The sequence below is a fragment of the Nocardia sp. NPDC058058 genome (genome assembly GCF_042885355.1).
In the GTDB taxonomy this organism is placed as follows: Bacteria; Actinomycetota; Actinomycetes; order Mycobacteriales; family Mycobacteriaceae; genus Nocardia.
Genome location: NZ_JBHVSA010000003.1, coordinates 116,172 through 142,485, shown reverse-complemented (window position 1 = coordinate 142,485; position 26,314 = coordinate 116,172). Strand labels below are relative to the sequence as shown.

Annotated in this window: 33 protein-coding genes and 1 pseudogene; 10 read left to right on the top strand and 24 right to left on the bottom strand. The window is 63.3% G+C overall.

The annotated features are described in order from the left end of the window. Position 1: 1 nt before the first annotated feature. A complete protein-coding gene (locus ACFVUS_RS24250) occupies positions 2–598 on the top strand; it encodes an NADPH-dependent F420 reductase (protein WP_387770605.1) in 597 nt (198 codons plus the stop codon). A gap of 149 nt (positions 599–747) precedes the next feature. Here ACFVUS_RS24250 and ACFVUS_RS24245 read toward each other — a convergent pair whose 3' ends face one another. From ACFVUS_RS24245 to ACFVUS_RS24205, 9 genes are all read right to left on the bottom strand, one after another. Continuing rightward, a complete protein-coding gene (locus ACFVUS_RS24245; protein WP_387770602.1) occupies positions 748–1,065 on the bottom strand; it encodes a hypothetical protein in 318 nt (105 codons plus the stop codon). Continuing rightward, positions 1,062–1,220 carry a hypothetical protein gene (locus ACFVUS_RS24240; protein WP_387770599.1) on the bottom strand — a complete coding sequence of 53 codons (159 nt, stop codon included), beginning with the start codon at positions 1,218–1,220 and terminating at the stop codon, positions 1,062–1,064. Before ACFVUS_RS24240 ends, ACFVUS_RS24245 begins: the two co-directional genes overlap by 4 nt. 146 nt (positions 1,221–1,366) lie before the next feature. Further along, positions 1,367–2,965 carry a lipase family protein gene (locus tag ACFVUS_RS24235; protein ID WP_387770596.1) on the bottom strand — a complete coding sequence of 533 codons (1,599 nt, stop codon included), beginning with the start codon at positions 2,963–2,965 and terminating at the stop codon, positions 1,367–1,369. Positions 2,966–3,057: 92 nt separating this feature from the next. Further along, positions 3,058–4,542, bottom strand: a complete 1,485-nt coding sequence (locus tag ACFVUS_RS24230) for a patatin-like phospholipase family protein (protein WP_387770593.1) — start codon at positions 4,540–4,542, stop codon at positions 3,058–3,060. Between the two features lie 25 nt (positions 4,543–4,567). Beyond that, positions 4,568–5,572, bottom strand: coding sequence for a 1-acyl-sn-glycerol-3-phosphate acyltransferase (locus tag ACFVUS_RS24225; protein WP_387770590.1), 1,005 nt, complete (start codon positions 5,570–5,572; stop codon positions 4,568–4,570). Then, entirely contained in the window at positions 5,569–6,276 is a 708-nt protein-coding gene (locus ACFVUS_RS24220; protein WP_387770587.1) for a hypothetical protein, read from the bottom strand. Before ACFVUS_RS24220 ends, ACFVUS_RS24225 begins: the two co-directional genes overlap by 4 nt. 121 nt (positions 6,277–6,397) lie before the next feature. Continuing rightward, complete coding sequence (locus ACFVUS_RS24215; protein ID WP_387770584.1) at positions 6,398–6,919, bottom strand: MepB family protein; 522 nt, start codon at positions 6,917–6,919, stop codon at positions 6,398–6,400. A 299-nt stretch (positions 6,920–7,218) separates the two neighbouring features. Then, positions 7,219–7,788, bottom strand: a complete 570-nt coding sequence (locus ACFVUS_RS24210; RefSeq protein WP_387770581.1) for a peptide deformylase — start codon at positions 7,786–7,788, stop codon at positions 7,219–7,221. A gap of 49 nt (positions 7,789–7,837) precedes the next feature. After that, the gene (locus tag ACFVUS_RS24205) at positions 7,838–8,146 is read right to left on the bottom strand and encodes an inorganic diphosphatase (protein WP_387770578.1); all 309 of its coding nucleotides are present in this window, start codon (positions 8,144–8,146) and stop codon (positions 7,838–7,840) included. Between the two features lie 1,056 nt (positions 8,147–9,202). Between ACFVUS_RS24205 and ACFVUS_RS24200 the strand changes: the two genes are divergently transcribed. Next, positions 9,203–9,967: a hypothetical protein gene (locus ACFVUS_RS24200; RefSeq protein ID WP_387770575.1), complete on the top strand. Its 765-nt coding sequence runs from the start codon at positions 9,203–9,205 to the stop codon at positions 9,965–9,967. A 17-nt stretch (positions 9,968–9,984) separates the two neighbouring features. Here the strand turns inward: ACFVUS_RS24200 and ACFVUS_RS24195 are convergent, their stop codons facing one another. Then, positions 9,985–10,839, bottom strand: a complete 855-nt coding sequence (locus tag ACFVUS_RS24195) for a hypothetical protein (RefSeq protein WP_387770572.1) — start codon at positions 10,837–10,839, stop codon at positions 9,985–9,987. 145 nt (positions 10,840–10,984) lie between these two features. On the opposite strand from ACFVUS_RS24195, the gene ACFVUS_RS24190 reads away from it, so the two are divergent. Continuing rightward, positions 10,985–11,758: an ATP-grasp domain-containing protein gene (locus tag ACFVUS_RS24190; RefSeq protein WP_387770569.1), complete on the top strand. Its 774-nt coding sequence runs from the start codon at positions 10,985–10,987 to the stop codon at positions 11,756–11,758. Between the two features lie 259 nt (positions 11,759–12,017). Here the strand turns inward: ACFVUS_RS24190 and ACFVUS_RS24185 are convergent, their stop codons facing one another. From ACFVUS_RS24185 to ACFVUS_RS24155, 7 genes are all read right to left on the bottom strand, one after another. Continuing rightward, positions 12,018–12,233: a hypothetical protein gene (locus tag ACFVUS_RS24185; protein ID WP_387770566.1), complete on the bottom strand. Its 216-nt coding sequence runs from the start codon at positions 12,231–12,233 to the stop codon at positions 12,018–12,020. A 171-nt stretch (positions 12,234–12,404) separates the two neighbouring features. Continuing rightward, positions 12,405–12,860 carry a hypothetical protein gene (locus tag ACFVUS_RS24180; RefSeq protein ID WP_387770564.1) on the bottom strand — a complete coding sequence of 152 codons (456 nt, stop codon included), beginning with the start codon at positions 12,858–12,860 and terminating at the stop codon, positions 12,405–12,407. A 50-nt stretch (positions 12,861–12,910) separates the two neighbouring features. Continuing rightward, a complete protein-coding gene (locus ACFVUS_RS24175; RefSeq protein WP_387770562.1) occupies positions 12,911–13,294 on the bottom strand; it encodes a PLDc N-terminal domain-containing protein in 384 nt (127 codons plus the stop codon). A gap of 84 nt (positions 13,295–13,378) precedes the next feature. Further along, positions 13,379–14,080, bottom strand: coding sequence for a S1 family peptidase (locus ACFVUS_RS24170; RefSeq protein WP_387770559.1), 702 nt, complete (start codon positions 14,078–14,080; stop codon positions 13,379–13,381). Between the two features lie 154 nt (positions 14,081–14,234). Further along, positions 14,235–14,864 (bottom strand): hypothetical protein, encoded by a 630-nt coding sequence (locus tag ACFVUS_RS24165; RefSeq protein WP_387770556.1) that lies wholly within the window; start codon positions 14,862–14,864, stop codon positions 14,235–14,237. A gap of 119 nt (positions 14,865–14,983) precedes the next feature. Beyond that, positions 14,984–15,370 (bottom strand): hypothetical protein, encoded by a 387-nt coding sequence (locus ACFVUS_RS24160; RefSeq protein ID WP_387770553.1) that lies wholly within the window; start codon positions 15,368–15,370, stop codon positions 14,984–14,986. 425 nt (positions 15,371–15,795) lie between these two features. After that, positions 15,796–16,521 carry a phosphotransferase gene (locus ACFVUS_RS24155; protein ID WP_387770550.1) on the bottom strand — a complete coding sequence of 242 codons (726 nt, stop codon included), beginning with the start codon at positions 16,519–16,521 and terminating at the stop codon, positions 15,796–15,798. 10 nt (positions 16,522–16,531) lie between these two features. On the opposite strand from ACFVUS_RS24155, the gene ACFVUS_RS24150 reads away from it, so the two are divergent. Then, the gene (locus tag ACFVUS_RS24150; protein ID WP_387770547.1) at positions 16,532–17,035 is read left to right on the top strand and encodes a hypothetical protein; all 504 of its coding nucleotides are present in this window, start codon (positions 16,532–16,534) and stop codon (positions 17,033–17,035) included. An 83-nt stretch (positions 17,036–17,118) separates the two neighbouring features. On the opposite strand, the gene ACFVUS_RS24145 is transcribed toward ACFVUS_RS24150, so the two are convergent. Further along, positions 17,119–17,286, bottom strand: coding sequence for a hypothetical protein (locus ACFVUS_RS24145; protein ID WP_387770544.1), 168 nt, complete (start codon positions 17,284–17,286; stop codon positions 17,119–17,121). 20 nt (positions 17,287–17,306) lie between these two features. Between ACFVUS_RS24145 and ACFVUS_RS24140 the strand changes: the two genes are divergently transcribed. The 4 genes from ACFVUS_RS24140 to ACFVUS_RS24125 all read left to right on the top strand — a co-directional run bounded on the left by ACFVUS_RS24140 (position 17,307) and on the right by ACFVUS_RS24125 (position 21,625). Next, positions 17,307–17,663 (top strand): hypothetical protein, encoded by a 357-nt coding sequence (locus tag ACFVUS_RS24140; RefSeq protein ID WP_387770541.1) that lies wholly within the window; start codon positions 17,307–17,309, stop codon positions 17,661–17,663. Positions 17,664–18,629: 966 nt separating this feature from the next. Beyond that, on the top strand, positions 18,630–19,391 hold the full coding sequence (locus ACFVUS_RS24135) for a hypothetical protein (RefSeq protein WP_387770538.1): 762 nt from the start codon (positions 18,630–18,632) through the stop codon (positions 19,389–19,391). 800 nt (positions 19,392–20,191) lie between these two features. Next, a complete protein-coding gene (locus tag ACFVUS_RS24130; protein ID WP_387770535.1) occupies positions 20,192–20,578 on the top strand; it encodes a hypothetical protein in 387 nt (128 codons plus the stop codon). 306 nt (positions 20,579–20,884) lie between these two features. Beyond that, a complete protein-coding gene (locus ACFVUS_RS24125) occupies positions 20,885–21,625 on the top strand; it encodes a contact-dependent growth inhibition system immunity protein (protein WP_387770532.1) in 741 nt (246 codons plus the stop codon). Positions 21,626–21,707: 82 nt separating this feature from the next. Here the strand turns inward: ACFVUS_RS24125 and ACFVUS_RS24120 are convergent. From ACFVUS_RS24120 to ACFVUS_RS24100, 5 genes and pseudogenes are all read right to left on the bottom strand, one after another. Further along, positions 21,708–21,934, bottom strand: a pseudogene (locus ACFVUS_RS24120) (transposase); the annotation flags it as partial. Positions 21,935–22,451: 517 nt separating this feature from the next. Further along, positions 22,452–22,832 carry a response regulator transcription factor gene (locus ACFVUS_RS24115; RefSeq protein WP_387770529.1) on the bottom strand — a complete coding sequence of 127 codons (381 nt, stop codon included), beginning with the start codon at positions 22,830–22,832 and terminating at the stop codon, positions 22,452–22,454. A 286-nt stretch (positions 22,833–23,118) separates the two neighbouring features. After that, a complete protein-coding gene (locus ACFVUS_RS24110) occupies positions 23,119–23,595 on the bottom strand; it encodes an RDD family protein (protein WP_387770526.1) in 477 nt (158 codons plus the stop codon). Between the two features lie 287 nt (positions 23,596–23,882). Further along, complete coding sequence (locus tag ACFVUS_RS24105; protein ID WP_387770523.1) at positions 23,883–24,620, bottom strand: Rpn family recombination-promoting nuclease/putative transposase; 738 nt, start codon at positions 24,618–24,620, stop codon at positions 23,883–23,885. Further along, the gene (locus ACFVUS_RS24100; protein ID WP_387770520.1) at positions 24,620–24,868 is read right to left on the bottom strand and encodes an Rpn family recombination-promoting nuclease/putative transposase; all 249 of its coding nucleotides are present in this window, start codon (positions 24,866–24,868) and stop codon (positions 24,620–24,622) included. Before ACFVUS_RS24100 ends, ACFVUS_RS24105 begins: the two co-directional genes overlap by 1 nt. 139 nt (positions 24,869–25,007) lie before the next feature. On the opposite strand from ACFVUS_RS24100, the gene ACFVUS_RS24095 reads away from it, so the two are divergent. Next, positions 25,008–25,277, top strand: coding sequence for a hypothetical protein (locus ACFVUS_RS24095; RefSeq protein WP_387770517.1), 270 nt, complete (start codon positions 25,008–25,010; stop codon positions 25,275–25,277). Between the two features lie 70 nt (positions 25,278–25,347). On the opposite strand, the gene ACFVUS_RS24090 is transcribed toward ACFVUS_RS24095, so the two are convergent. Beyond that, on the bottom strand, positions 25,348–25,758 hold the full coding sequence (locus ACFVUS_RS24090) for a hypothetical protein (RefSeq protein WP_387770514.1): 411 nt from the start codon (positions 25,756–25,758) through the stop codon (positions 25,348–25,350). 150 nt (positions 25,759–25,908) lie between these two features. On the opposite strand from ACFVUS_RS24090, the gene ACFVUS_RS24085 reads away from it, so the two are divergent. Further along, entirely contained in the window at positions 25,909–26,292 is a 384-nt protein-coding gene (locus ACFVUS_RS24085; protein WP_387770511.1) for a hypothetical protein, read from the top strand. The last annotated feature ends 22 nt before the right edge of the window (positions 26,293–26,314 follow it).

Sequence of the window (26,314 nt, the reverse complement as noted above, 5' to 3'; positions counted from 1 at the left end):
CATGAGCAAGATCGCAATCCTCGGCGCAGGCCGCGTCGGCGGCAGCCTATCCACCGCCCTCACCCGCGCCGGACACCACGTCACCGTGGCCGACCGCTCGCCCGACTCCGCCGCCGACGCCGCCCGCACCGCGCAGATCATCATCAACGCCACACCGGGCGACAGCTCCCTCGATCGACTCACCGCACTACGCGAGCCCCTGCGCGGCAAGATCCTCATCGACGTCTCCAACGCCACCATCGACGGCCCCGACGGCTTCCCCGCCGACCTGCTCTACCCCGGCTCCAGCCTCGCCGAGCAACTCCAACAGGCACTCCCCGAAACACACGTGGTCAAAACCCTCAACACCATGCTCTTCTCGGTAATGACCGCCCCCACCTCCCTCACCCAACCCCCCACCGCATTCCTCTCCGGCGACGACCCCCAATCCAAACAAATCGTCCAAGCCCTACTCACCGACCTCGGCTGGCACCGCGACTGGATCACCGACCTCGGCGGAATCGAGACCGCCCGAGCCCCCGAAGCCGCAATCCTGTTCGTCCCCCACGTAATCCGATCCACCGGATTCGCCCCCTTCGCCATCTCACTCGCCCGCTGATCCGCGACGGCGTGCATCTGCAGCCCGAGAATGCGGCGGATACGAGCCGGGCGGTCCGTCCCGCATTCCGACGCCGCCCGCCCAGGGCAGGGCAGGGTGAAGTAAGGGCATTCGCGCCACGATCGCGGGTCGCAACGCTCCGTCGACCGTCAGTCGGGGCGGTTCAGTCCTTGTGCGGTGCGTAGCCGCGCATCGAGGGCGTCGAGTTCTTGGTCGGTGAGCTCGCCGACCTTCTCGATGACCCAGGGCCGGTAGACGCGTGTGAGTTCGAGGACATCGGCCCAGCCGTGGCTGGTCAGGGTGGCCAGTACGTGCCCGGGGTCGGCGTCGCTGATCGGGACCACGTGCAGCCACCGGTAGGGGCTTTCGATGATCATCTGATCGGAGATGATGACTACCAGATTACGGCGAGGTGAGGGTGTATTGCCGAGAGTTGGTGCGTGGAGCCAGATTTCGCCTCGGGTCATGCGGCGTCGCGTGAGCGGCGCCGGGCGTCGGCCTCGGCCGCTGCGAGGTACTGCTGGGCCGCGAGGGCGGCGGCCAAGTCTGCCTCGGGGTCGACGTTCAGCTGCGCCAGGGACGCGCTGATCGCGTCGAGACTCAGGTCAGAATCATCGGACATAGCTCAGGTGTACCAGATCCGCGCTCGAACAGCGACAGGCAACAGCATTCTCACCACCCCGCTATGACGATTCCTGAGCTGCTGCGCGGGGTCGGGAGTCGCAGACCATCCGGTGATTCCATGAGCCGGTTGGTGCGGGCACGCTGTCAGCCGAAGCGGCCGAAAAGCCAGGCGCCGGGTTTGTCGGGGGTGGGGTCGAGGCAGAAGTGGCGGATGGCGGTGATGAGTTCGTCGGTGGTGATGGTGTCGGAGTGGTCGATGTCGAGGCGGTCGAACAGGGCCGATGCTTCGGCGGGGGAGTGGTCGCAGCCGGTGAGCAGGGCGATGAATTCGTCTCGGTCCAGGACGCCGTTGCGGTCGGTGTCGGCCAGGTCGATGACCGCTTGCGCCAAGGGAGTGATCTCCCGGTCGAATCCTTCGTCATCCCAGTGGGTTTCGAGCCAGATCAGGAATTCGGTGGCGGTGATGCGCTGGTCGCGGTTGGTGTCGGCGCGGGCGGCCATGGAGTGCCACAGGGCGCGGTAGCCCTCACGGACCGCGGTGGCGCGGGGCGAGCCGGGAGCTTCGCCGAAGGCCTGCACCAGGCGCAGGCCGAAGGCCTCGTAGTCGTCGATGGTCAGGTAGCCGTCGCCGGTGATATCGAAGAGTCCGAAACCTCTTCGGGCGCTGGGTGTTCGGGGACGACTCGCGGCGCTCATGCGCTCGGCCACCCAGGCGAGCACTTCCGGGGCGGCGGACAACATGCCGGTGTGGTCGGCTCCGGCGCAGGACACCAGCTGGATATCGGTTCCCGCTCTGCGTATTTCGGCGGCGTAGTGATCGACCGCGGCCATCGGGAGCACCGCATCGGCGGTGCCCGCGGCCAGCAGGACCGGTTGATCGAAGCGGGCCGAAGGGACTCGGCACGCACTGAGCATCGCGTCGATGCCCGGACGCGCGCTCAGGCCGGTGGTACCGATGTCCTGGTTCGTCAAAACCGCTACCGCGTAATGGATATCGCGGACCGGAGCGTGCTCGGCCAATTCGATCAGCCGCTGGCCCAGACCGGTCATGAAATCGTGGGTGGCCAGACCCCGGGTGCTGCGCAACCCCGCCAGCAGATACGGCAGGAACAGGGTGACCGCTGCGGTGTCATCGGCGGTTTGCAGATCGATGATCATCGGCAGCTCCACCGGTGGCGCGAGTGCCACCGTGCCTCGAAAGTCGAGTTCGGGAGCGTACTTGGTGGCCATCAGGCCCGTGAACAGTGCGGCGTGCCCACCCTGGGAGAACCCGACCGCGACCCAGCGCGGACTCAGCCGATGTCCGAGCTGATGAGCGGCACGCACGATATCGACCACATCATCGGCCGCGGCCTCACCGTTGAAGTACGGGTGCGGGCCGGGGGAGGCCAAGCCCTCGTAATCGGTGACCGTCACCAGATATCCCGCGTGCAGCCACATGCCCACGTGGCGCGCTTCCGGGCGCGACAGGCCCGCCACCGACGGGGCGGTCGAGTCCGAGAGTCCGGTCGTGCCGTGCGCGTAACTGACCACGGGCCAGCCGTCCGCGGGCGCGTCACCCTCGGGCACGAACACCGAGCCCGAGACAATGCGGCCCGAACCGTCGTAGCCGACCCCCTGGTACCAGACGCGATAGGCCGCCGCGGTGTGCGCGGGCCGGAACGCGGCCGGGAGATCCTCACTGCGCATCAGGGTGCCCGCGCGAAAAGCGGTGTCCGGCAACAGAGTTCCCGCTGTGATCATCGTCCGCTCCATTTCATGACCGATAGAGTCGATGCCTGGAACTGCGGTAACGCGATCTTGTCAGAACGAGTGTAGAGCCGAGAGCGCGAGCGCTAGTACGCGGCACCGAACAGCAGGTTTCCCGGGGCTCCGGGTTCGTCGCTGGTGAAATAGTCGCAGAACGCCTCGTCCAGCTCATCCAGGCTCAATACGCCGTCATTATTGGTGTCCAGACGCAACGAGACCGCGTGAATATCGGCGGTGTCCACGCGCAACGCGGTCAGCAACGCACGCAACTCCTCGACATTGAGCACCGCATCGCGATCCTGATCGGCCGCGGCCAGAATCGCCGCGATCGCGGGCAGCACATTCTGTTCATACCCGGCAGCATCGGTGGTGAGCCGCGCCAGCGCCTCGACATACCGGTCGCGATCGAGCTCGGCACAATCCGCGACACCGGCCTCACGGCACAGCCCGGTCCAGAACTCCTTGAACGCGCCATGCACGCGCGCACCGATACCGCTGTCGGGCGCGACACCGAACGCGGCACAGATCCGGTCCGCGGCCTTCACATATTCGCGATCGGTGACCCGCTGATCACCATCGAGATCGAACAGATCGAAGAATCGAGTGAGCTTGGCGCGCACCAGCGGAGACCGCGACGAGTCGATCCGCCGGCGCGAGGAACGTCGCCGGGTCCGCGACCGGATGACCGCGGTCTTGCGTTCCTCGGTCGCCTCCAGATAGGCGACGGTGCTCTCATATCCGGCCTGGACCCGCCGGGCGAACACCTCCAACTGCTGCGCGACCGAGGTGTGCAGGCCCGTATCCGGCGGCTCCAGCTGATCCTCACCGGTAGGCAGCAAATGCACCGTGACCCCGGCCGGGCGCATATTGATCACCTGGCCGAGACGATGACGCCGCGACACCTCGAAGACCGTCTGCCCGAGCTGCCAGGGCAAACGCGGAGACTTCAACGCCAATTCGCGCTGACGCAGGCGCAACACGTAGATCTCGCTCGCGCCGAACGACACCGCGCGGGTCAGCGGCACCGTCTCCACCACGCCACCGTCGATATAGTGCTCGGCCCCCACCCGCAGTGGCCGCCACAACCCCGGAATACAACTCGAGGCCAGCAACGCCGGAACCACCGGACCGTAATCGAAATAGCGCGCGGTGGACCGCTCGATCGAGGCCGCCACACACTGGAACGGCACCTCGAGATCCTCGATGCGGGTGTGCGCGCCGATATGGCGAATCAGCACCTCGCGCAACGCATCCTGCGTCGCCAGCGCCGGCCGCAAGCGCGCCAGATTCGCCAGCAACGCACGCACCGGAACACCCATCACCTTGTTGGTGAGCGCGTCATGCCAGAACGAGGTCAGCGCGTGCACCACACCCGGGGACGGATCTGCGGCCAGGATCGCGCCCTGAATCGATCCGACCGAAGTGCCGATGATCAGATCCGGGATGATGCCGTGCTCGAGCAACGCACGCAACATACCCACCTGATAGCCGCCCAGCATGCCGCCGCCACCGAGCACAAAAGCGGTGTGCGGCACGGAATCTCGCGACGTGCTCGGGATGACCTCTGCCATTGCTGTTCCCTCCGGGGGAGCGGTATCAGGTCCGCGCATGCTCGGCCGGCGCGGGCTGGGTGACATGGTCGCCACGTCGGGCCGCGGCGATCCACGCATCGACCTCGCGCCATTGCTCACCCAGCCAGTGCGCGAAGGCGTCACGGTCACGAGGTACCTGATCGGCGCGAATATGCCACCAGCCGACATCCACCACACCGCGCCCGCTCGGCGGATAGCCCAAACCCGTTGTCCCCGAGGCCAAATCCTCGAGCCCGGTTTGCGCGAGCACCACCACATCCGCGGTGGGAGCGCTGGTGACCAGAGCCCACGCACCCGCCGGATGAACAGGCATCACATGCGGACACTGCTCCGCGTGCAACGCCTGAGCCTCACGACCCTTGGCACGCAACGCGGCGATCGCCTCGCGCCAGCGTTTGGCCGAATAATTGGTGCCCTCCGGGAACAGCAGCAACGCATCGGTCGGCAGCGCACCGACGGCCTGGTCCCGAAGTCGCTGCACCGCTCGAGCTTTGCCCTGCTCGTCGAACCGGCAGAACACCACCCCCGAGGCCTCATACGCCCGCCGCAGACCCGGCGTGAGCGCGGCGCACCGCTTGGCGATGGTGTAGGTGTCGCGACCCAGATCGCGGGCGATGAGATGCGCCATCAAAGCACTGTTGAACGCACCGGCATGGCGGGCCAACACGATCACCGGCCGATCCGGAGCCACCTGCGGGGGAGGCGCGCAAGTCAGCCTCACCCCGGCGGCAGCGAAACCCCATCCGTAGAACCGCCGGTTCAACGCTGCCAGGCGATCGCATCCGCCCTGACGTCCCGGGCGGTGCCCGGGCTCGGCCGCGCTCCCGCCCAGTTCGTACACCAGCAGAAAGGCCGCCGCGAGCACCAACAGCCGAGCTCTATTACGCACCGCGACCGGGGCTCCCGGAAGTACCACCGCCAGTCGCGCCATCAGCAACACGGGTGCGCCGATGACCAACGAGATTCCGCCGATAACTGCCCCCAATAGACGCAGTAAGACCGGAGTCATATCCAAGTGATATCAATGGCGGCGGTGCAAACCCGTGACCCTGAGGCGGGGCCGCGTGTCGCGAGCCCTGAAAAAGGTCGGGGCGATACCAGCGCAGCGTCGCGGCGCGATATCAACAATTCCATCGTGCGGCCCGCCGAGTCGAGATTCCGAATGGCCGCCAGCAACTCGGTGCCGATCGCACGAATAGCGCCATTCGCACTCAGGAAAATGCTGTCGACAGGATGCCGGGCCGACAACACGTCGAAAGCCACCTCCGCTCGCACCGCCAAATCCCCGACCTCGACCCAGTACGGCCGCACCACCCCCGAAACCCCCAGCGGCGGAAGCGATTGCGCGGTAATCCAGGCGCAATCCACCACCAGATCGATCAATACACACAACTCATCCGACAGCACCACGAGCCCATAATCCCGAGCCACCCGCCCCGCGGTGGCGAGCCGATCCACCGCATGCTCGAAAAGACTTCCCACCCTGTACAAGTCGGTCCGATCACCCGAGGACAACTCCTCACCCCGCAACTCCCACACCAGCCGCCGGACCACATCCCCGCCACTGGCATCGAGAACACTCAACCGATCTTGCATATCATCCAAATCCATCGCCCGCAGCCGATGATTACTCCACACCAACCCCGCTGCCACAACGTAATTGGCCGCCGTGCGCAAACACAGCTCAACTCCGGAAGGCGAAACATCCTGCATGGCAGTCCCTGTCATCGACGCATCAGCTTCGGCCAGTCCACAACCCGAACCTCACGCCAAACCACCCCTGAACCTGAGAATCCCGCGAACCGGCAGAACACCTGAAGGTCGTCGAGCGTACTCATTGCGGTACAGACCTCGGTTGTCGTACGAGGTCGTAGAGTTCGCGTGCCCGCGGAAGTTCAACTGTCTGCGCATCGCGAAGGTCGAGAAAATACTCGCACTGCCACTTCTGCGATCGCATCGCTTGCTTGTTCGCAGTCGCGGACCACGGCGGATACACGCGAAACCCACGCTTGCCGTCGCCACCCGCCAGTGAAACGATTCCGTGCTGGACCAAGGCGGCCGACGGAAACACGAACTGGCCGAACCGTTCTCCCTCGCGGACCATGACCACCAACAGGTCGATACCGTCCTCCGCGGTGAACGGCTCGGTCGACCCATCCGCTGCCCGTCGCCACACCGCGACGAACAACCCCACCTTCGTCGGTGTCAGCCTGCCCACCCGGAACCTCACCATTCCGCACCCGACGCGAGCTACGAACGCTCCGTACTCGGCGTTCGTAGCCTCCGGAGCTGCACCCGAAAGCCCCAAATCCAGACGATCGAGGAGGGCTTTCGTCGCCGTCACATCAGGATGCATGCCGATCAGCGTTGCACGATGCAGGGGAGCGGCCGTCGACCGGGTGAGACACCTCCCAATGTGGCTCCGCGGCAAGTGAAGTGCGCGCATCGACCCGATTGGTTCCTCATGTCGATGGCCAGGTCTCAGATCTCGGCCTTATTATGTACGTGTACGGCAATATGCGCATCAACGCATCAGAAAGCCCTCTGTCGTTCGAGGCAAAGGCAATCAAGCAACAGTCATAAAGAAGAACCAAGCCTGGAGAAGCCGACCGAGCCAGTGGTTGCCCGAGGTGGGGGAGTACTGCAATCGCCTCGTCAGTGTTCGTAGGTCCATTGCTGCCCGGTCTGCCTGTAGAGCTCGATCGGAATCGGTTCAACGCCTTCGCACATCCGGGCGCGGTACAGCAGGCCGGAGAGGTGATCGACCTCGTGGCTGATGAGCCGAGCCAGACCCCGGTCATACTCGGCCGAGACGAGTTCGCCACTCGGGGTTGCGGTTTGGACGGTAATCCGCAGCGGCCGCGGCACCAGGCCGCGAACATCGAAGAAGCTCAAACAGCCCTCGAACTGTTCGTCGCACTCCAACGAACTGGCGACGATACTGGGGTTGAGCAGCACGATCACCGAGTCGGGGGAGTCGACGGGTCGAACCACCGCCGCGCTGCGATCAACCCCGATCTGCGGCGCTGCGATGCCCATACCTTTAGCGAAGGGATGAACACGTGCGACCCGGTTCATCGCCGCGATCAGATCCTCGATCACCGCTGCCGCGATCCCTCGCTCGGCAGGAAGGTCGAATGTTCGCGTGGGGGAGTCGAGTATCGGAGCGCCGGCCTGAACGATGCCGAGACCACGCATCACTTCCGACGGTGTCGATCCGGTCATCGGGGTTCTCCTCTGCGTATGGATTGCGAAGAAGCCCTGCGCAACTCAGTTAGCGTCGCACAATCCGATATCGCCCCGGAATCTCCTGAAACGCCACCGCGGCAATGATTTCGGCGTCGTCGGGCTGGTACCCAACCGGGACAACGACGAGCTTGTCGTCATCGTCTCCCATGCGGTGCACGACGGCGACGCAGATCCCACAAGCGGTCCGCAGTGCTTCCGGACCACCCAGAAAATAGGCATCCAGCTCCTCGCCATCAGGCGCGATAGTGCCGGGCACATACCCATAGTTCGCGTCATAGCGAAACCCGAGAGTCGGATGCAGACTCCCATACGGCCGGTCGATGATGAGCTCCACCGTCCGCCCGATATATGCCCGTGCCATCCGCAAAGACCGCGAGTCCACCTCCCGCCCAGGAGAACTCATGCGCAGACGAGTTCGGGCGTCAGATTTTCGTGCACGGGATGCAACACTCACCCTCCTCGTCGACGACCGCTTCGATTCGCCACACATTACGCGCTGATTTGCTCGCCATCGGAGATGGACGTGCAATCCGCACCTGCCGCAAGCCCATGGACAGCTCAACGGAACCCTTGAGGCGTCCTGTGCGAGAGCGCCCGGTGTGCGGTTGCTCCAGGGCGATGCCGCAGAGCATTTGCTGCCATGCTCGGCTTACGACTCTCGTTGCGGCTCAAGTAAATTGGCACTGCATGAGCCGGACTCTGTCGGTGACGATCGGGAGGTCGGGGAGCCCTTACTGAATAGAACTTTACATAAGGTATATTATCGGTGCGCTTAAGCAAGCTGGCGCGCAACAGGATTCGGCGCGGCAGAACCCAGAGAAGTCCGTTGGGCCGCCAGACTGCTTGGCGCACAGCCCGAGTGGCACTCGAGTCGCGTAGTAGCCCAGTACTGCTCAGCTTCCTCTGAAAATGGGCTGGTCGATCCTAAACCCCGGATGTTCGGATGGCCCGGACTATGCGCTCAATACGTCACTGTGACGTAAATATGCGCATATCGTTGGGCGCCAACGAATTTTCTCGCGGCTGCCCGATGCGCATCACTCGCGCCCGCGATCGAAGAATCCGCGTAGGTACCCCCGGCTGAGTGAGTCGATGGACAGCAAAATTTCCTATGCGCACATTCCGTCAGTTGGCGTGGTCGAGTTGTTGTTTGTCTGCCGGTATCCATAGGAACGATGCGGCGGCGTGTTCGGTTGGGAAATTGGTCGTAGGCCCTCCCCTATGGAGTCCTGGATCCGTGCGAAAACTGCTGCAGAACAGCCTGTTTCATTCTCCGATAATGTTCGTTATGTCAAATCGTGGCCCCGAGCTGTAGGGATGGACACTTAGCCGGACATCTTCGACGCGACCAGTTCGGAGTCGTGACCTCGTAGGTGCTTCAATTCGTGGTGTGCGCGTGACACATTACGAACCCGCAGGCTCGGACACACGAGAACGGTGGGATACCAATACGGTGGCTCGATTCGACGAGGTCGAGTCGCTGTCGGAGTTGCTGACTGCGGTGGAATCACTGCGCGAAAAGTACGCGCCCGCAAGGTTGTTGTGCACGCTCGACAATGTGAATCAGTGCATGTACACCAGCATGCATGCGTCCTACAGTGGGCTGCTCGACCACGATGAGCCTGAGTACGGTGACGACCTCGCCGCCGCGCATTCTGCCGACAATGCCCGAATTGCTCACATCGCCGCGCTGCTGGACGCTCCGGACTCGCGTATCGCGTGGGGGGCGCTCGGTGGTACGCGCGGCGCGTCCCGGACCGATCTCGAGGCCCTCGTCGAGATCAATCGAGAACCGGATCGCGCTGTCGACGATGTGGTGATAGTTCAGCGTGTCCCGGTCCCCCGGGACGACCTCGCGATTGCCGGAATCCCGAATGGCTATTTCATCGACGACTGGAACACCTTCCAGAACCAGGCCGTGATCCGGCGGATGGCGGCGCACGGGTATCGCCATATCGCCACCGGCGCAGCGCTTCTCGGTTTCGACCGCCCCAGCCCGCCGACCGAGACCGAGGCCGGCGCGGTGGTCGAGGACCTGGCCTTCCTGTACGGTGAGCCGGACTCCGCCCTCTGGCCACAGCTGGCGAAAGTGCTGTGCGGGCAGAGGATTCTGCTCATCGGCTACGCCGAGGACTTCGCGGACGTGCTCGAGTAGATGTCTGCACTGGAGGCTCAGCAGGCTGTGAAGTACTTCTGTAGTGTGTTCGGGGCGCCGTCGGATTTCGCCTTGGACCAGCACACATTGTGCGGGAAGCGAACGTAGTCCCGCCACGGGCCCACGGTGGTGCGGGAGACGACTCGCTGGCTGTCCCCCGGCACATCCCAGGAGACTACTGCCCACAAGTCCTCGCAGACTCTGACCTGCGTGGTCGCGGACCGCAGTGACTGTTCGACGTTCAGGTCGTGGAGGAACGTCTGTGCCGCACACGTAGGTACGGGTGCGGGATCCTGGAATCGCAATCGCCCGTTCACCTTCTGCCCCGCTGACTCCACGAACAGGGTGTGCATTCCCTCCGGAACCGGATTGGTCCCGGTCGGTGCTTCCATCCCGAATCGATAGCACCCGACCGGCATACCCTCGAATGCGGCCTGCCCGGTCAGATCGGTGACTCCTTCCCAACTCCCCACCTCGGAAGCGCTCTCGGGCAGATCACGCTTGCTCACATCGCACGGTTCGTAGCGTCGAATCGACACTGGCACATAGGGAATCGCCGTTCCGCGTGGCGTCACCGTTTGCAACACCACGGTCCCGGTCTTCGTGCCGGTGGGTTGCGTCTTTGGCGTTGTCTGCGTTTTCGATGTTGTCTGTGTCTTCGGAGTCGCCGAAACCAGTGAATCATCCTCCACATCAGTTGATTTCGACGGAGAGCTGACCGTTGCCCGGTCCTCGTCGGTCTCGCATCCCGAGATGGCCACCATCATCATCCCGATCGCCACAACAGCCTGAGCGACACCCATCCTGCGGATTTTCATATCTATGACATCGCGCCACGCCTCGATCGTGATTAACCAGGCCGCTGCCGCCAAATCTGGGGGTTTCCCACCGCGCACGAAATCTGCTAATACTTAGGCGCATCGGCGATATCGAACCATGTTCTGTCCCAACCTGATTGCGATGCAGCGAACGCATGTACCCCGCAATTGCCTTGCTGGACACCGATAGCATCGACCCATGCGAGCACAATGGCTGATCGACCTCCACGACGAATTCCCCGGCTCTGCTGTCGTGGCGGCCGCGCTCGATGATGCGCTGATTGTCGAGCCGCACGATGCGATGATGGGGCGCTGGCCGGTCGTCCTCGATGGCCGCCCCCTCGTCGGGTACGGAACGATGCAGACGATGCGGAGCCTGTGCCGCGTGCCGCGGCTCGGGGAAGCGGTCTTCGATGACTACGCGATGCTGCGCTGCACGTCCTACTACCGGCACGTCTACGACCTATTGGGCCGCACCGCGATTTTCGTTCCCTTCTCGGCGGTTCCGGATCTACCGCTTCGGCGCATGTTCGGCAGTGACCAGGTCTTCATTCGCAGCGATACGAACTACAAGCTGTTCCCCGCAGGCGTTCATAACATTGCGAAGCTGGATCGCTGGCTCCAGACCTACGACCGGTACCGCGACGAACTCGTCGTCGTATCCGAGGTCGTGCCCTTCGAAATCGAGTATCGCTGCTTTTGCCGCGACGGCCGCTTCGTCTGCGGAAGCTCGTATCCGAACGAGCCGTACCTCCCCGTCCCCGATCAAGTACGCGCGTTCGCGGAGACCGCGGCAAAGCGACTACGCGCTCACGGCTACACCATGATCACCGTCGATGTCGGTGTCAGTCCTGACGGCGTGCTCCGTCTCGTCGAGCTCGGCGGCGTGAACAGCTGGGGCATCTACGGCTCGAACGTCACCGCCTTCATCGCCGCAATGGAAGCCGAGGCATTCGCCCGCGCGGACATGTGACTGCGATCCGTTGAGAACGACTGCATTCTGATTCGATTCGTCATGGATGGACCCATCAGCGAGAGCGATCGTGAGTCAGTGAGCTGCGTAGGGCTGAGGTCATCGCCGACTTCTCCGACCTTCAGGTGCAGGATTTCATCGACCGCTCGGCTTGCGTTGTTGCATTTCCAATTCCGCGCGCAGCAGGTTCAGTTCGTCGTACAGCGCAGCTATGGGACCCTCGGCGCGTACCCGGCCATCGGATCGCGATCGTAGATTGTCAGCTGTCGAGGTAGAGGCGCTCGTTGGGTAGGCGTGGCAGGCCTGCGGTGCTGCCTCGAACGATGGTCACGTGTTCGGGATAGTGCAAGGTGAGCCATTCGTGGACGAATAGCAGCGCGGCCGATAGGCATGCTGCGAAGTCGAACCGGATACCGGCGAGTTGGACGGAGATGTGCACATCCTGCTCGCCGGGATGTGGGGACTCGACGGTCATTTCAGCGACCTCCCATGCGAACTCCGGTGTCCGCGTGAATATTTGCGATCGAATGCGGCGGTCTTCCACGCACCGCCGAGGGGTTGATATACGTCACCGCACTCAACTGTCCCAGACGGGTACGTTACCGTTTTTAAGGGTCCGGGGCAACTGGTTGGTCGGTTCGGGCGGCTAGAAGATGCTGCGGCGGACCACCCAGGCTTCGGCGTCGACCTCTCGCCGGGTTGTCGCCAGGTCCGGATCGCGATCGCAGAAGAAGTCCGCAGCGCGCCGGGACAGTACGAAACCCTGGGGTCGGGCGATGTCGTCGATGCCGCCGCGGCCATAGATGTCGAGGGCGTATAGGACCGCAGGGATGGTCAAAGTGTCGGAATCGTCGGCGAATTCGGAAGGGCGACCGGTGGCGGGCACGAGCCGGTAGCCGGTGAGGTCGGTCGCCGCCAGCGCGGCGGCCAGGGATTCGGTGACGCCGTAGAGACCTCCGATTCCGGAGGAGAACAATTCGGTGGTGATCGGATACAGCACCGAGAACACCGCGGTAAGCAAGGTCCGAGGAGTGGTCGTGGCATCCCAGGTCTTGTCCGCGTTATCGGCGTGCACCTCGGGGCTGAGCTTGTACAGCGCCATGGCACGGCCTCCTCCGGTTCGTGAGCAGCGGTGAGCAGCGGCGAATCCGCTCAGATCTGTTCGCCTTGTTCGCGTCGGCGATCGAGTTCGCGTTGCCGCGCCGCTTCCTGCCGTCGCGCTTCGGCGCGCTGGGCTTCGGCGCGTTCGCGCAGTTCCCGCAGGAACGCCTCATCGGCGGCGGGGTCCTGGGGGATGTAGCGTCCCGGCCGGTCGTATTCGGCATAGCGGGTTGTCGGCGCGGGCCCGCGTCCCTGGTGCTCGGGCCGTCCCAGGAGCAACCACAGCAGAGCGCCGATGGTCGGGATGAAGAGGACGATCAGCAGCCATCCTCCTTTCGGTAGGTGGCGCACACCGGCATCGTCGCAGGTGATGATGTCGATGAGGCAGTACACCCACAGCGCCAAAGTGATCAGTCCGACGGCTGCGTAGGGCATCGTGTTCTCCTCGTAGTCGAGCCGAACGCTCGACCGCGGCCAGGCCCGTGCACGGCCCGGTCGCGGATTCGGCTGGTGGTGGGGCTAGACGGGCCGGAATCCGGCTCCGACTCCCCCGCCGGCGTCCAGGGCTTGCAGGATCTGATCGATGGGCCGGAATCGTTCGGGCGCGTGCACCGGCATCGCGGCATCGACGCACGGGATATTCATCTGAACCGGCCCCAGTCCGGTCAGGCGTCCCAGGTTCATGCCGACCAATTGATCGCCGATCGTTACCGGTCCGCCGGAATCACCTGGCACCGAACAGGATTGGGTGATGACTTGACCGTTGAGCGAGCCCCACACGACGCCGCAGTCGAATCCGCTCGAGCGTCCGTTTGCGCAGACCGTCGCCCCCGGGCCCGGGGGCGCGGCGATACCCGAGATGGTGGTCGCGCCGACACTGCGTACCGGGGTGACCTTCGAAGCATCGAATTCGACCACCGCGTAGTCCAGGCCGGTGCCACGATCCGAGACCGCGACCGTGCCCAGGACTCCGATATCGAGGGCCTTCTCCGCACGCACCGGTGCGCCCACGGGCGCACAGTGCCCGGCGGTGAGCCCGACCAGACGGCCGTCTCCGTCGTACCCGATCGAGGCCAGCGAGCACCCCGAGGACGCGCCGAGCACGATGCCGGAGCTGCCGCCCAGGACCGCGGTCGGGGGTGCGGCATGCGCGCTGCTCACCCCGAGGCCGATCATGGTCACCGCGGCCACAGTCGCCGGGACCAGCTGTGAGATTCTCATAGGTTCACTCCGTTTCCGCCTGTGCGGCATCCGGTTTCGACCGGAGCGCCGTTTCTGAACAGACCCGCCCGAACCCGGCGACGCTGCACGCGCAGGGAGGGATCGGCGTTGTGTGGACGAGCTTCTCAACGACTCGGAGCAGGCCTCACCGCGCTTATGTGGTGCCGAACTCGCGGAACCTGATTTGCCGCGCCAGTTCGTCGAGGTCCATGACCAGCCAGGGCGTCATCAGGCGGTGCCACAGCACGTAACCAGCGCATACCGCGCTGTACACCACGAGAACCCCGGTCGGCAGGAGCCGAAATCCCGAGATCGAGACATGGGCCACCAGCAGCAGCACCGAGGCGACACCGAACATGATCGGCACCCACGCGTAGCGCCGCTGTGTCTGCATTCGGAGCTGTTCGGCGAGAATGAGTCGCTGCCAAAACGGTGGATACGCGTGGACGGGAAGGCGGCGATTGTCCTGTGCCGCATAGAAATCGACTTGCAATTCCCAGATACCGAATCGGTGCGAAGTATTGATCCTGCGAAAGAACACTCCCATTCCGAATCCCATCGCGAAATACACCGGCCCCCACAGCCATAAGGGGTCGACATCGGAGATCGGAATGCTCGCCATGCACAACCCCGCCAGCAGCGGTACCGCCGCCCACATCCGCCGGGCTCTGCGAAACAGGCCGCGGACGCCATCGCCGATTGCCTGAAGGGTCACTGGGGTTTCGAGCATCGACTTTCCTTCCCTGGGCCGTCGGCATGCGCGAAAAAGCATGGGGGCGAACACAACCGAGAATGAGCCGAGTCCGGTCTCCCGGGAGACCGCTGGACGCCTGATCGGCGGACCGTCCGGCGTCCAGCGGCTTCATCACCTCACGATCGCCGCGTAGAGGAGGGCCCAGGCGGCTACCAGTACTGGCCGACGGCGAGCACAGCGCCCGGATCCTGCGCATCGAAGGGATTCAACACCGTGAGAAAGGCCCCGCCGCCAGGGTGCGCCGCCGCCTCCGCGGCGATCTCATACGTGCTGGCGAAGGTGCTGCCGTCAGGTGCCGCGAGCACGGAACCGGGTTCCAGGTCTACGCGCTGCACACCCGCAGGCACCAGTGCGTCGATCGCTCCCGGGATCGGGCTGGCCGCGAAGGAAGCGGTTTCACTCGGTGACAGGATGACCCCGGCGGCACCGGGACCGGCGAACGGAGTCGCCGCCGACGCCGCGCCCGAGCCCAGGAACAGGGGTACCGCTGCGCTCGCCGAGACGGTCGTCAGCATGACGATGGCACGAATACGCATTTCAGCTCACTTTCCGGGAAGGGTGCCGATCCTTGGCGAATCCGAGATCCGGGACGCCGATTGCGATCGGAACCTCACTGGGTCGATCCGACTCGGCAACTAGAGCTGGAACACCACTGGCAACGGAAGCGCTGTGCCTGTCACACCCCGATGGAAACCCACTCATCGCCTGGGTTTCCACAGCTCAACGGCCTGTCGATCGCGCCGATTCACCACGGTGATCCATGACACTGTGCCAATCGCGCGTCCACGACAGCGCCGCGTGAACCACCTTCATGCGAGCCCTCGCGTACGGTCGCGGGAGATATGGGCGATGGATCCGCGCGACCGCGCCAGCTCCATCGCGTGCAACCCGAACTCCGCCGGCGCCGAAGCCTCCCTGACCAAGATCGCGGGACGAGCTCCCGACGGTCACCAGCCCGGCGCTAGGACCAAGCGAGCCGGGATTCGAGCCAGGTAAGCGTCGTCCGAGCCGCGCGTGCCTGATAGGCGCGCAAACCCGGCGAGCGAGGCGGCCCCGGTCGGCGAGATTGCACAGTCCAGTACCCGGTCAGCGCGCATAGGAACGAGTCCACCGCGACCCTGTCCAGATCCCGTGTCGCGGGTTGAGTGAGCAGGATCGGATCGGGGTCGATTCCGGCGGCAGCGATCGCGGGAGCCAGCGACACCAGATCCACCCACGCCGCACCACGACACGGCCACCCCCAATCCACGACGACCACCGACCCGCCTGCGGTGACCAGCAGATTGTCCTGGCGAAGATCGGTGTGCAGCAACGTGTCCCCGTCGGCCCAGTCCAGCCATCGTGTTTCGAGCTCGACCAGTCGGTCCAAATTGCGGATCGCCCACGAGTCCAGGTCCGCGGGCACCCGGTCCTGGGCGATGCGGCCCCAGCACCGCAACTTCGTTCCGTACGCCTGAGACACGGCGGTCACGCTCGGCAGAGGGCAGGACGTCAACACCTGCGCCATTCGATCCAGAAGGGCCAGGACCGAGGCCAACTCCTCGGGTCGATCCAGGTGCGGATGGTGACCGGTGACGGCGTCGAACACGATCACGAACCAGCCCTCCCGCTCCACCGTGAACAACACATCCGGTGTCGGAACCAGTCTCGAAAGCCCCTGTGCGGTAACGGCTTCCGTGCGATTCACGATAGAGGAGTTGCCCGTACTCGACACGCAAATCATCATGCAGGCGAACGAGATCGGGAGATTCATCAGAGCTCACAACGCGTCATCCCTGGGTTTCGGCAGATACGGTGGGCCCGAGGTGCAGGAATTCTTTGATCGACCCGATCCGGTCCGCGGTCGCGATGAGGTGCTGATTCGGGTCGCCTTCGCCGGCGTGAATCCCCTCGACCACCTGCTGCGCTCGCGAGGCTGCGGCAGGGCGAAGCGTGGGCGTTCCACACCCTCGATCGCAGACCCGCAACGCCCCGTCGTCTCTTGGCCCGGTTCTTGTGCTGGTGTTGCAATGGGCCACCGCACCAGCTATCTATCTGACTGTCCTGATGGAATCCAGCGACCGGGGATGACAGTGGACATCATGAAGAACCCGGCGATCCCGAAACGGTGGCTGGTCAGCTGCGACGGCAGCATCAATCGCAAGATGATGCGTGAGGTCTTCGCAGCCGAGATCCAATACCGTTGGCCGGATCCAGAATAAGCCCGAACCTACCGTGGTCGCGGCGGCGAAGGGGCAGCCACTGCTGGGAACAGTGGTCAGCTACCCGATTTGATTGAATGACGTCATGCTGCGGGCACTTCGTACAGGGCCGCAGGATAGGCGATGGTGCTGGTTGCTGAGGTTGCTTTGATCGACAACAAACCGTAATCGAGGGATTTTGAGCAATCAGATTCGTTGGCATGGGCTGCGATGGTCTGTGACGCCTTTACCTGTCCTTCTGTTTCTCGCATCGCAGAGATTCCATGCATGGATGGATTCATTGCAGTCCTCAGCTGACAATGCCACCCACGATGCGTGCACCGCAGCAAAAGCCCACTGGCACGGGGGCCACCCATCTCCCGAATCAATGGTGCACTACTCGAAGGGCTACCCCTTCTGGATAGCGCTGTGCGGCACGATCATCTACACCCTGGTTCCCGTTACCGCGATCGGCATCCTGCTGCTACAGCGTGCGGTGGCTCCCTGGTGGGCGTTGATCGTCTATTCCCTAGTAGCAATCTGCTTCCTTATGATCTGGCCGATAGCCAATGAAGAGACCCTCTACTACTTCCAGTGGCCCGGCGGCGACTACACGTCGACCATGGGGAATCCGTGCGGCTTCGGATGACGAGCAGCCTTGATCGCCCGATTCCGACGTGCTTCACAACTGGAGCGTCCTGGACTCGTCCCATCCCTCGGCTCGTTGCCCAGCATCAGGGAATCCGGACTGGTGAGGTCACCTATCAACTGTCGCGGGATGTGTCTGGCTTCCAACCCCTAGGTGATCTTGGGCGGGCGTCGTTGGCATAGCGGCTCCAGTCGCCGCCGGTCTGGGCGGCGGAGTCTGGTTGTGGTGGTGTAGTGGTAGTTGAGGGCGTCGGCGGCAACTGGGGCGGGCATTTCGAGGACGAGTTGACGCCGCGTCCCTATGCGGGCCGCGTCGTTGGGAATTCCGAGGTGGCGGACAAGGTTTGAGGGTGCATCGGCTGGCTGGCGCGACGCCCGGAAAGCAACCAGTGTGATTCGCGGTTGGCCGCAGTCTTCATGTTAGTCCGGCTAGTGCCCCATTCCAGCAGCAGGTCCGCGACCGGTCCGGGGACCGGGGATGCCGGCTCGCCAAGCCGGAGTAGGACTTGGTCGTCCTTAGCGATCAAGTCCTCGATCGTGCGGTTGGGCGGAGAGCAGTATGATCGCCGTTGCCGGGCGGGCTTGAAGGGTTTGTCGTGCTTGACCAGCAGGCGCCCGAGCAGTTCGATGCGCTGCTGCGGCAACGGAATACCCTCACGTTTCACTGCGGGCGGAAGCCGGAATCGCTTGTTGAGTCTGCGGCCCATACACCAATACAGAAAGGCGCGCAGGAAGTTTCGGGTGTGGATGCTGCTCGATGAAGCAGGCGTCGATATCGGCTTGACCGCAGGTCGGTAACGTGAGGTCGTGGTCGGCGAGCCAACCGAGGATGCCCTTATTCCGAGCAAATCAATCCAGCATGTGAGGCGATCGGCGGTACGCAACATTCAACGCATGGGTGCGCCTTCCCAGAGTTGGCAATAATCGGAGACTGGTCACCGATGCTTCACGCGTGTATTGATAAGCGATGCCCGAGAACGAGACCTTGACCTCGATCGCGCGTCGACTCGCCACTGGAGACCTGTCCGCAGTGGCCGATCTGGGCGGCTGGCGCGCCCTAGATGTTGACGACCAGGGGACGTTGCAACAGATGCTGCGAGACTTGAGCGCGGCTGAGGCACCTCGTCCGCTCAGCGAGAACAACGGTGATCTTCTCTGCAACTGGGTGGCCGTGCCTACTGGGGACCACGCGGCATTGCTTGATGAACTTGGCCTCACCTGGTCGATCCCCGCGACCCAGGACCTCGCCGATGCCGCGTCCGGTTCGGGTGTTGTGTATGTGACTCCGCAATGGGATGGCTGGACACTCATCTACGGTCATGCGGTTTCAATAGGTTCCACTGGATCCACACCCTCCGAGCTGGAACAGCTGAGTCTTCGATTCGGCGCCGCCCACTGGTACGGCGCGGACTACGGTTGCGACGGGTGGGCTATGGCTGAGAACGGCAAATTGGTGCGGCTGTGTATGTTTGGAGACGCGTTGGAGCGCGATACATTCATTGGTGAGCCACATCGGGCTGAAGTGGACGCGATACTGACATGGCGCGCGGACATCGATTACGACGAAGATGACGATGGTCGGCCACGTTGTGGCCCTGCCGCGGTCGCCGCTTACGGATCGGTAGATCCCACAGCAGTCGGACCGCACACCCGCGTTCAAGGTCACGGCCTGATCGCCGTCCCGAACCTCGCAGCGGGGCTGCTCGGTATGTTCCCTGTCCAGCCCTGAATGTTCCCTGTCCAGCCCTGATGTTCGTACGGCAAGCAGCTGAGATACATGGGTGTAATCAAAACAGTGTGTCGGACCCTCATTCGGCGCTGATCGGGTGCTGATGGTTTCCCGATCCGCAGCCAATGCCATTCCGCCGACCGTGCTCGTAGTCCCGGTCGAATTCGCGCCCGCGATGCAGGGCCTGTCCGTGCCATTCGCCGATTCCGATCCGCTGCCTGGTTTGTCTGCGGTCGTCTACAGAATCACCCTGTGTGTCTGGCCATGGCTACAGAACCGCCGCGACGAAGCCCGCGCCGCCCTCACGCGCGGTAAGAGCTGTTCACAGCGATCGTCCTGATCTAGGCCGGCGGCGCATACATACGACCGACTCCCCAAACACCATCAAGCTTGGGTCACCTGGTCGATCATCCTGATGATGTCCCGACGCTTCGCCCGCAGTCAAACTACGAGAAGGAGCCGTTTGTTTACTGCCGCTGAGCAACTCGATTCTTCGGAACGTCATCGGGTGTGTTATTGCACTGGACTTCCCAACCTTGAACGGTGGGTAAATTGTCCGCAGGGAGCATCACTGGATCAACGTGTGGGTGTGTCGGCACTGCGTTGCGCCCACCACCCTCCCAACACAGGTCGGACAATACCACTTGTGCATAAACAGATTCCGTCGCGATTCGTGAACTGGTCGTGACCGAGATGTACGCAGGCCCTCGCAGCGCTGGAGGATCAAAATGACGAGAGATATACTCCCACTCCACGCCTGCGAACAGGCGTCTAGCCACCTCCACGAAATAGTCACCGCAGTGCACGACGACCTTGATGCAGTGCCGACACTCGCGGAGTTCCTGGAGGTCATCGCAATAGCGATTCCCGGCACCAGCGACAAATTTGAGGGCACTTCATCACATCCGGTATTCACCGCAAAACTGACGAACGGCCACGATTACCAGGGCCAGACCTCGCGCGTATGGGACCTCAACGACGCTACGTTCGCCGCCGCCGACAGCCTTAACGCCCTGATCATCGAGAGTGTTACCGCCGCTCACGGTCGCACGGTGACACTCACCGACATAGCCGTGGCACTGCTACAACTGCTCCGCCGTCAGGATCGCCTTCTGGCCGATATCGCCGGTGCCGACGTGAGTAGCATCAGCGCACAGGTCAACAGCGGCCCGTCGCCCGCGCGATGATCGGTGTTCTGCTCGCAATACCGGTGCGTGGCGGATTCGTCGGACCCCTCGACGACAGCTACCACCAATTCTGGGGTAGCGACTAACTTGCATCTGAAACTTGATCGACCAGTGGCTCTTTCCCGGCACAGCCCAACGCAGGTCACGGCAGTAGTCGCCGACACTCGCGAAGACGGCGGTGGACCCGTCAGGACGACTCGCCGCCGCCAACCCGTAGCATCTACCCGCGACCGAGGTCCGCACCTGGCTGCTGTGGGTCAGCTCCCTACTCTTCACCGACAAGGATGCAGGCTGAGAGGAACTCCGATGACCCCGCAGAGCGCGGACGAAATACAGATCCGGGAACTTCTATTTGCGTTCTCAAATGCTGCGGCCGCGGGTTCTCCGCACATGATGGCAGCGACCCTGTGCTCAAATGCTGCGGAAAATCTTCTGGACGAGTTTCCTGATCCGAACGAAGTAGTCACCTTCGCTGCATTGCCCGAGATCGAAGTGCAACGTGTCCAGGTGTTCGGAAATCTCGCGCTAGGGCGTATCACCAACCAATATAGAAGCGACGAGGTCATGGTGATGACACTACGTCGGGAGAGTGGTCGCTGGACCATTTGTGGGGACGCCGAGCAGGAACTGTCGCTCGATCAGTTGGAAGAGCAGCCATGGACACCGGAGCCCGAACTCACGAAGGAGCTTGTGAGTCGTGTGCAGGCGCTTCGAGCGGTTCCCATCGGATCACTCGATGATGGCGGCGTTGCTGTACTGCTTACCTATGGTCAGGGCCTCGACCTGTTGTTACCGAATGCGATGAGGTATCTAAACGACATCAATTCCTGGCCTGACGTATTCCCGTGGCCGCTGCTGACCGCCGCGATGACTGTCACCAGCGAATACTGGACAAACAATCCACTCCTGCTGGTGCGGATGCACGCGCTATTTCGCGATATCGGCACGGGTGGTCGACTCTTTGGATACGCACCTGCACAGGGTTTCCAGGACGGGTGCATCGAAGCATTCCTGCGCGTCCACCCAGACACCTGGGATTGGGGCTAAGACCGTGTTTCATGTCATCGATTTCGACTTCGTCAGTTTCTTGTAGCAAGGTAAGCACTAGGGCGAGTGTCAGAAAGCGCACGATCTCCCCCCCGCTTTTCGCCCGCACCGACGCTACGTCGACCACGTCAGCGAACCAGTCGATCACGGCTCGTCGAGCACAACGCGGTGTAGACGCCACCACAATCCGGCCTTGGTCCACATGGTGAACCGGCGATGCGCGGTCGACACGGTGACATCGAACGACGGCGGCAACATACGCCATGCAGAACCGCTGGTCAGCACATACACCACGGTAGTGAACACCGCACTCTGGCCCGGTCGGTGCGCGTGGTCGACGAGTTGTGTCGGCCGGACGTCATGCCGCGCAATCGAATCCGACAAGCGGCAAACGAATCACAACGACATGACACACAGTCCAAATATCCTCAACATGGAGCACTCAACTCGGCTACTTGGACCCTTGATACAGGAGGGTTGAGGTCTGGATTCGGCTCATGTGCCATCTGGAACCATGGCCCCGCCACGCAGTGAGATGCCGACCGGTTCCAACTCTTCGGGCCGCTGCGCCACGTGACATCACCGGTCGGGCAAGGTGCCCGGCCGACCGCGCGGACCAAGCTCACAGCGCCCCTTATGCCATGGCTTCTGGCGACGCGGTGGTACACGAGAAGCAAACCCCGACAGGGCTATTCAAATCATCAGCATGAGTACAACCTCCGATAAGGTTCACTTATCGGCGGTCAGGCGGGTTTCATTTGGTTTAGTTAGTTTCGTTTGCGGCACACGTAACCAACGCTACGAATTAGCGTTTGGCGGGTGGCGATTACGCGCGAGCGGTGGGGCCGAGGCAGGTGTGGATATGGTCGAGTAGCGCGCTGACGCGGAAGGGTTTGGGGAGGTAGGCGCAGGCGCCCGCGGCGTAGACGGCGCTGATTTCGCTGGGGTCGCTGTCCAGGGAGGAGGCGATGACCGGGACCGGGGCTTGGCGGCGCAGCTGGCGGCACAGATGGGTGCCGGAGAAGTCGGGCAGGGCCAGCTCGAGCAGGACCAGGTCCGGGTGCCACTGACGGGATACCGTGAGTGCGTCCTGGGCGGTGGCGGTGGCGAATGCCTCGTGACCGGCTTTGGTGAGGACCAGGACCGCGAGTTCGGCCATCGCCGGGTTGGTCTCCACGATCAGGACTCGGCCGAATCGGGTTTCCACGCGGTCCCGTGGAATTGTCAATTCTGTTGTCGGACGCGGATATTGGCTCATTGTCGATCCTCCACAGCGGGTCCCCGACCCTGATCCGCGTCGCGTTCACGCCGGAATGGCGCAGACCTCGTGTTCGCACTGCCACTGTCGCGATCGACGGAATCTGAAACTACGCCTTCCCGCAACTTCTCAGCAATGGTTTGCGGGAGTATTCAATCGATGGCCATTGCGCCGCGCCCGATTCGTGACCTTTCGGTCTCGGCCGGATAAACGCGATCCGGCCGAGACGCCCGGATCAGGACTTCACTACCTGCGTACCGCCGGCGAAGTTGTCGTGCCAGCCCTGTTTGGTCGAACTCCCGCTGACCGTCACCGCGATGGCGATCGCCGAGGCGAACCACAGCAGCCCGCCGATCCACGGAATCAGATTCAGCAGCATGTAGGCATTACGTTTGGCCGACTCGGCAACACTCGGCTTGGCGGAAGCACCGGCGCCATTGACATGCAGACCCAGGATTCGTTTGCCCGGCGTCGCACCGCTCGACACCTCGAAGAATACGAAGTACAAGAACCCGAATGCGGCCCCGGGCAGCACATCGACCCACCCCGGGACCCCCGGAATCAAGCCCATCACCCAAAACAGAATCGCGCCCACGATGCCCGCGATAATCCAATCGATGAACCTGGCCGCGGCGCGACCACCGATCCCGGCCGGATTCCCGCCCGCAGTCAGCCCCGAATCCTGCCCGTAGTAGTACCCGCCCGCGGTCATCATTCCTCCTCATGCCGATACGCCCGGCACGGTGATGCGGAGCGCTCGAACAGCTTTCACACCATCGTGCCCACGGCGCGCCGCCTCCGCATCAGGGGATACCCCGAACCAGACCCCGGTTTACGCACGGAGACCCTATGAGCCGAGCGGCTACGACTTTCCCTCGGACAAGATCTACGACACAGGCTGCGACAAGGGATGCGACAGATGACACGACGCTAAACCTTCTCCCCTACGTCATCGCCACACGTGCGCGCCGCAGAAGCCGTCCCGGCAAATGCAAGGCACTACTCGGCAAAGACCTCGTCGAGCGTGTTCGCGGCGAGTACCCGCGTGCACCACTTCCGTAACTGCGCCGGCTCAGCTCCAGAAATGAGCGTGATGATCCGGTCGGGCACCGTTCCGAACTTGGATGCCAGTAGGTCGAGCAAAATCTCCACGCGTTCTTCGATGCGGCCCTCCGCGCGACCTTCGATGCGGAATTGTTCGGCGGCGGTCATCATCTTCTCCTTCGCGCGTGGACCGAGCTGGTCGATCAGCGGTTCGAACCCATCGAGATTGGTTTTGCCGACTCCCCAAAGATACGTCATTACCTGGTCGAATTCGGCTGGGTGTTGTTCGAGTAGCAGGCGCAGCTCATGGGCTAGGGGCAGCAGGTCGTGGCCCAGTTGGGCGTTGCCGGGGGCGATTTTCAGGGTTATCAACAGCACCTTGGTGACTGGGCTCAGTTGTCGGGCGCGTAGGGCTGCTACGTCTGTGGCGCCGAGGTCGTCGAGGATGAAACGGAGTCGGGGTAGGTGGTCGCCCAGGGACGTGCGGGCGGCGGGGTCGATGTCGAGTAGGTCGGAGAGTTCGGTGGGGGCGCGCCAGCGGAGGCCGTTCGGATCGCAGTGCACGACTACGGGAATCACCGCGGGGAGGCGGCGGGCGCCCTGGTTGAGGCGGAGGTAGCGGTTCCAGATGGCGACCATGTATTCGAGCATTCGAAACGCCATCAACTGGTCGGATCTGCTCTGGTGCTCCATCAGGATGAAGACGAAGGCGTCGCGGCACTTCCATCGGGTCGGTAGAGGACGTCGGTGAAACGAGACTGCAATTCCTTCGGCACGAAACTGCACGACTGTTGTTCCATGGTGGACCAGTCGATGTCCGCCGCAACCGATTCCGGTATGACGGTGCGCAGTTCGCCCGAGGCGGCGGTGGCCTCGGACATGACGTGTCGGAAGTAGGTGTCGTGTGGATTCTGCAGTGAATCCTCAGGCTGCTCAGCCATGTTTGAGCAATCTACTGTCGAAAGATACTTGGCGAAAGCGGTTTTCGCAGTTGCGCCACAGGTAGGACGGCACGATCGAGTCATTGCCGAGGTCTGAGTATCTACCTGGCAAGCCCGAAGTTCGTGGCACTTGGGCTGGATGAGCAAACCACCGCTGCCGCGGTCGCCGATGCCCGGAGCCTTGTTGGGCATCACCGGTCCGGTGGTCGCCATGGCGCTCGGTGTCACCGCTCCCCCGGCGGCCGCGGCGACGGTCGTGCTCGCGCCCTGGGTGTCGTGCACCGACTTCTGGTGCCGCAATGACACCGATGACACCTATCGCGTGGATGTGGTCTCGGACTGTGGTTTCGGATCCTCGCGCGTGGTTCGGGCGTACCTCCCGTTCGGCGGCACCGGCTCATCATTTTGACCCGATCCGCTGCGAGAAGAACGCTATCGCTGTGCGCGACAACCGGTCTCATTCGGTGAGGGTGTCGTCCTCAGCCCCAGCCTGCCGGGCGATGGTCGATGACATGTACATCGTCCAGGGAGACAACGGGATCCGTCACGCCGGTGCGACCGGTGATGGTCATCGTCCCGGTGAAGATGTCGCCGGCGGCGAGCGTCTGGGCGCCCTGGCCGGTCAGTTCCACGCGCACACCGTGCAGATCGTAGAACTCCTGGGGGTCGGCGGTGACGAACGCCAGGGGCCATGCGGGGAGATCGGAATAGACGTGCCCGAACACCGGTAAGCGCTCACCGATGTGCCGGGTGTGGTCACGGACCGCTTGGGTTACGTCCGCCTCGGCGGTGGGCTCATTGGCAGGCGGCTGGGCGGTGGCGACGGTGGTGCCGGAGGTGGCTGCCAAAATGGCAAGGGCCGCTAAGACGTGCTTCGGTCTGAAGTGCATTGGTCCTCTCCATCATTGTCTCCGAAGCGGCATAACCGAATTCCCGGCCGCTAATCGTCTCAACGCTCGTGTCTTTCGCCGGTCGAACCGCGCCACGCACTAGCGTCTGTGGCCGAGAAGCACTTCCGGCCGTGGAAGCGGAGAGATCATATGACAGTTGTTCGCCGTATCCTCGCTACAGCAATCCTGATCGCGACCGCCGCAACCACGACCACGGTCGGGGCGGCCTCGGCACACGCCGACCCGCAAGGCTGCACACTCGATCGGTGGTGGAGCGGAGCCTCCGCACACTGCGCCGAGGGCACCTACATTCTCGAGGTCGACTGTTTCGGCGTGAGTGTGTCCGGCGGACAACCGTTCGGGCCCTACTTCAAATCCGCGGCGATACGTACCGACTCGAACCTCGACCCGATCTTCACCCATCCCGTACGCGACTGCATGATGCCCCTCACGCTGGGGCAGCTTGGTATCGCGACCGATGTGCGAATCACTTCGGTCCCGACCCGGCCGGCACCATCGAACGCGTACGAGTGAAGCCGCGAGCGCAACCGGCCGT

Excerpts from the sequence above, each read along its gene's own strand:
- ACFVUS_RS24140 (WP_387770541.1), top strand. The coding sequence starts at position 17,307 with ATGGATTCATTGCAGTCCTCAGCTGACAATGCCACCCACGATGCGTGC.
- ACFVUS_RS24230 (WP_387770593.1), bottom strand. The coding sequence starts at position 4,542 with ATGGCAGAGGTCATCCCGAGCACGTCGCGAGATTCCGTGCCGCACACC.
- ACFVUS_RS24110 (WP_387770526.1), bottom strand. The coding sequence starts at position 23,595 with ATGACCGCGGGCGGGTACTACTACGGGCAGGATTCGGGGCTGACTGCG.
- ACFVUS_RS24185 (WP_387770566.1), bottom strand. The coding sequence starts at position 12,233 with ATGACCGTCGAGTCCCCACATCCCGGCGAGCAGGATGTGCACATCTCC.
- ACFVUS_RS24170 (WP_387770559.1), bottom strand. The coding sequence starts at position 14,080 with ATGAGAATCTCACAGCTGGTCCCGGCGACTGTGGCCGCGGTGACCATG.
- ACFVUS_RS24210 (WP_387770581.1), bottom strand. The coding sequence starts at position 7,788 with ATGACCGGATCGACACCGTCGGAAGTGATGCGTGGTCTCGGCATCGTT.
- ACFVUS_RS24225 (WP_387770590.1), bottom strand. The coding sequence starts at position 5,572 with ATGACTCCGGTCTTACTGCGTCTATTGGGGGCAGTTATCGGCGGAATC.
- ACFVUS_RS24235 (WP_387770596.1), bottom strand. The coding sequence starts at position 2,965 with ATGATCACAGCGGGAACTCTGTTGCCGGACACCGCTTTTCGCGCGGGC.
- ACFVUS_RS24250 (WP_387770605.1), top strand. The coding sequence starts at position 2 with ATGAGCAAGATCGCAATCCTCGGCGCAGGCCGCGTCGGCGGCAGCCTA.
- ACFVUS_RS24105 (WP_387770523.1), bottom strand. The coding sequence starts at position 24,620 with ATGGAGCACCAGAGCAGATCCGACCAGTTGATGGCGTTTCGAATGCTC.
- ACFVUS_RS24245 (WP_387770602.1), bottom strand. The coding sequence starts at position 1,065 with ATGACCCGAGGCGAAATCTGGCTCCACGCACCAACTCTCGGCAATACA.
- ACFVUS_RS24180 (WP_387770564.1), bottom strand. The coding sequence starts at position 12,860 with ATGGCGCTGTACAAGCTCAGCCCCGAGGTGCACGCCGATAACGCGGAC.
- ACFVUS_RS24160 (WP_387770553.1), bottom strand. The coding sequence starts at position 15,370 with ATGCGTATTCGTGCCATCGTCATGCTGACGACCGTCTCGGCGAGCGCA.
- ACFVUS_RS24135 (WP_387770538.1), top strand. The coding sequence starts at position 18,630 with ATGCCCGAGAACGAGACCTTGACCTCGATCGCGCGTCGACTCGCCACT.
- ACFVUS_RS24175 (WP_387770562.1), bottom strand. The coding sequence starts at position 13,294 with ATGCCCTACGCAGCCGTCGGACTGATCACTTTGGCGCTGTGGGTGTAC.
- ACFVUS_RS24100 (WP_387770520.1), bottom strand. The coding sequence starts at position 24,868 with ATGGCTGAGCAGCCTGAGGATTCACTGCAGAATCCACACGACACCTAC.
- ACFVUS_RS24085 (WP_387770511.1), top strand. The coding sequence starts at position 25,909 with ATGACAGTTGTTCGCCGTATCCTCGCTACAGCAATCCTGATCGCGACC.
- ACFVUS_RS24090 (WP_387770514.1), bottom strand. The coding sequence starts at position 25,758 with ATGCACTTCAGACCGAAGCACGTCTTAGCGGCCCTTGCCATTTTGGCA.
- ACFVUS_RS24190 (WP_387770569.1), top strand. The coding sequence starts at position 10,985 with ATGCGAGCACAATGGCTGATCGACCTCCACGACGAATTCCCCGGCTCT.
- ACFVUS_RS24095 (WP_387770517.1), top strand. The coding sequence starts at position 25,008 with ATGAGCAAACCACCGCTGCCGCGGTCGCCGATGCCCGGAGCCTTGTTG.
- ACFVUS_RS24240 (WP_387770599.1), bottom strand. The coding sequence starts at position 1,220 with ATGTCCGATGATTCTGACCTGAGTCTCGACGCGATCAGCGCGTCCCTG.
- ACFVUS_RS24145 (WP_387770544.1), bottom strand. The coding sequence starts at position 17,286 with ATGCGAGAAACAGAAGGACAGGTAAAGGCGTCACAGACCATCGCAGCC.
- ACFVUS_RS24125 (WP_387770532.1), top strand. The coding sequence starts at position 20,885 with ATGACCCCGCAGAGCGCGGACGAAATACAGATCCGGGAACTTCTATTT.
- ACFVUS_RS24220 (WP_387770587.1), bottom strand. The coding sequence starts at position 6,276 with ATGCAGGATGTTTCGCCTTCCGGAGTTGAGCTGTGTTTGCGCACGGCG.
- ACFVUS_RS24215 (WP_387770584.1), bottom strand. The coding sequence starts at position 6,919 with ATGCATCCTGATGTGACGGCGACGAAAGCCCTCCTCGATCGTCTGGAT.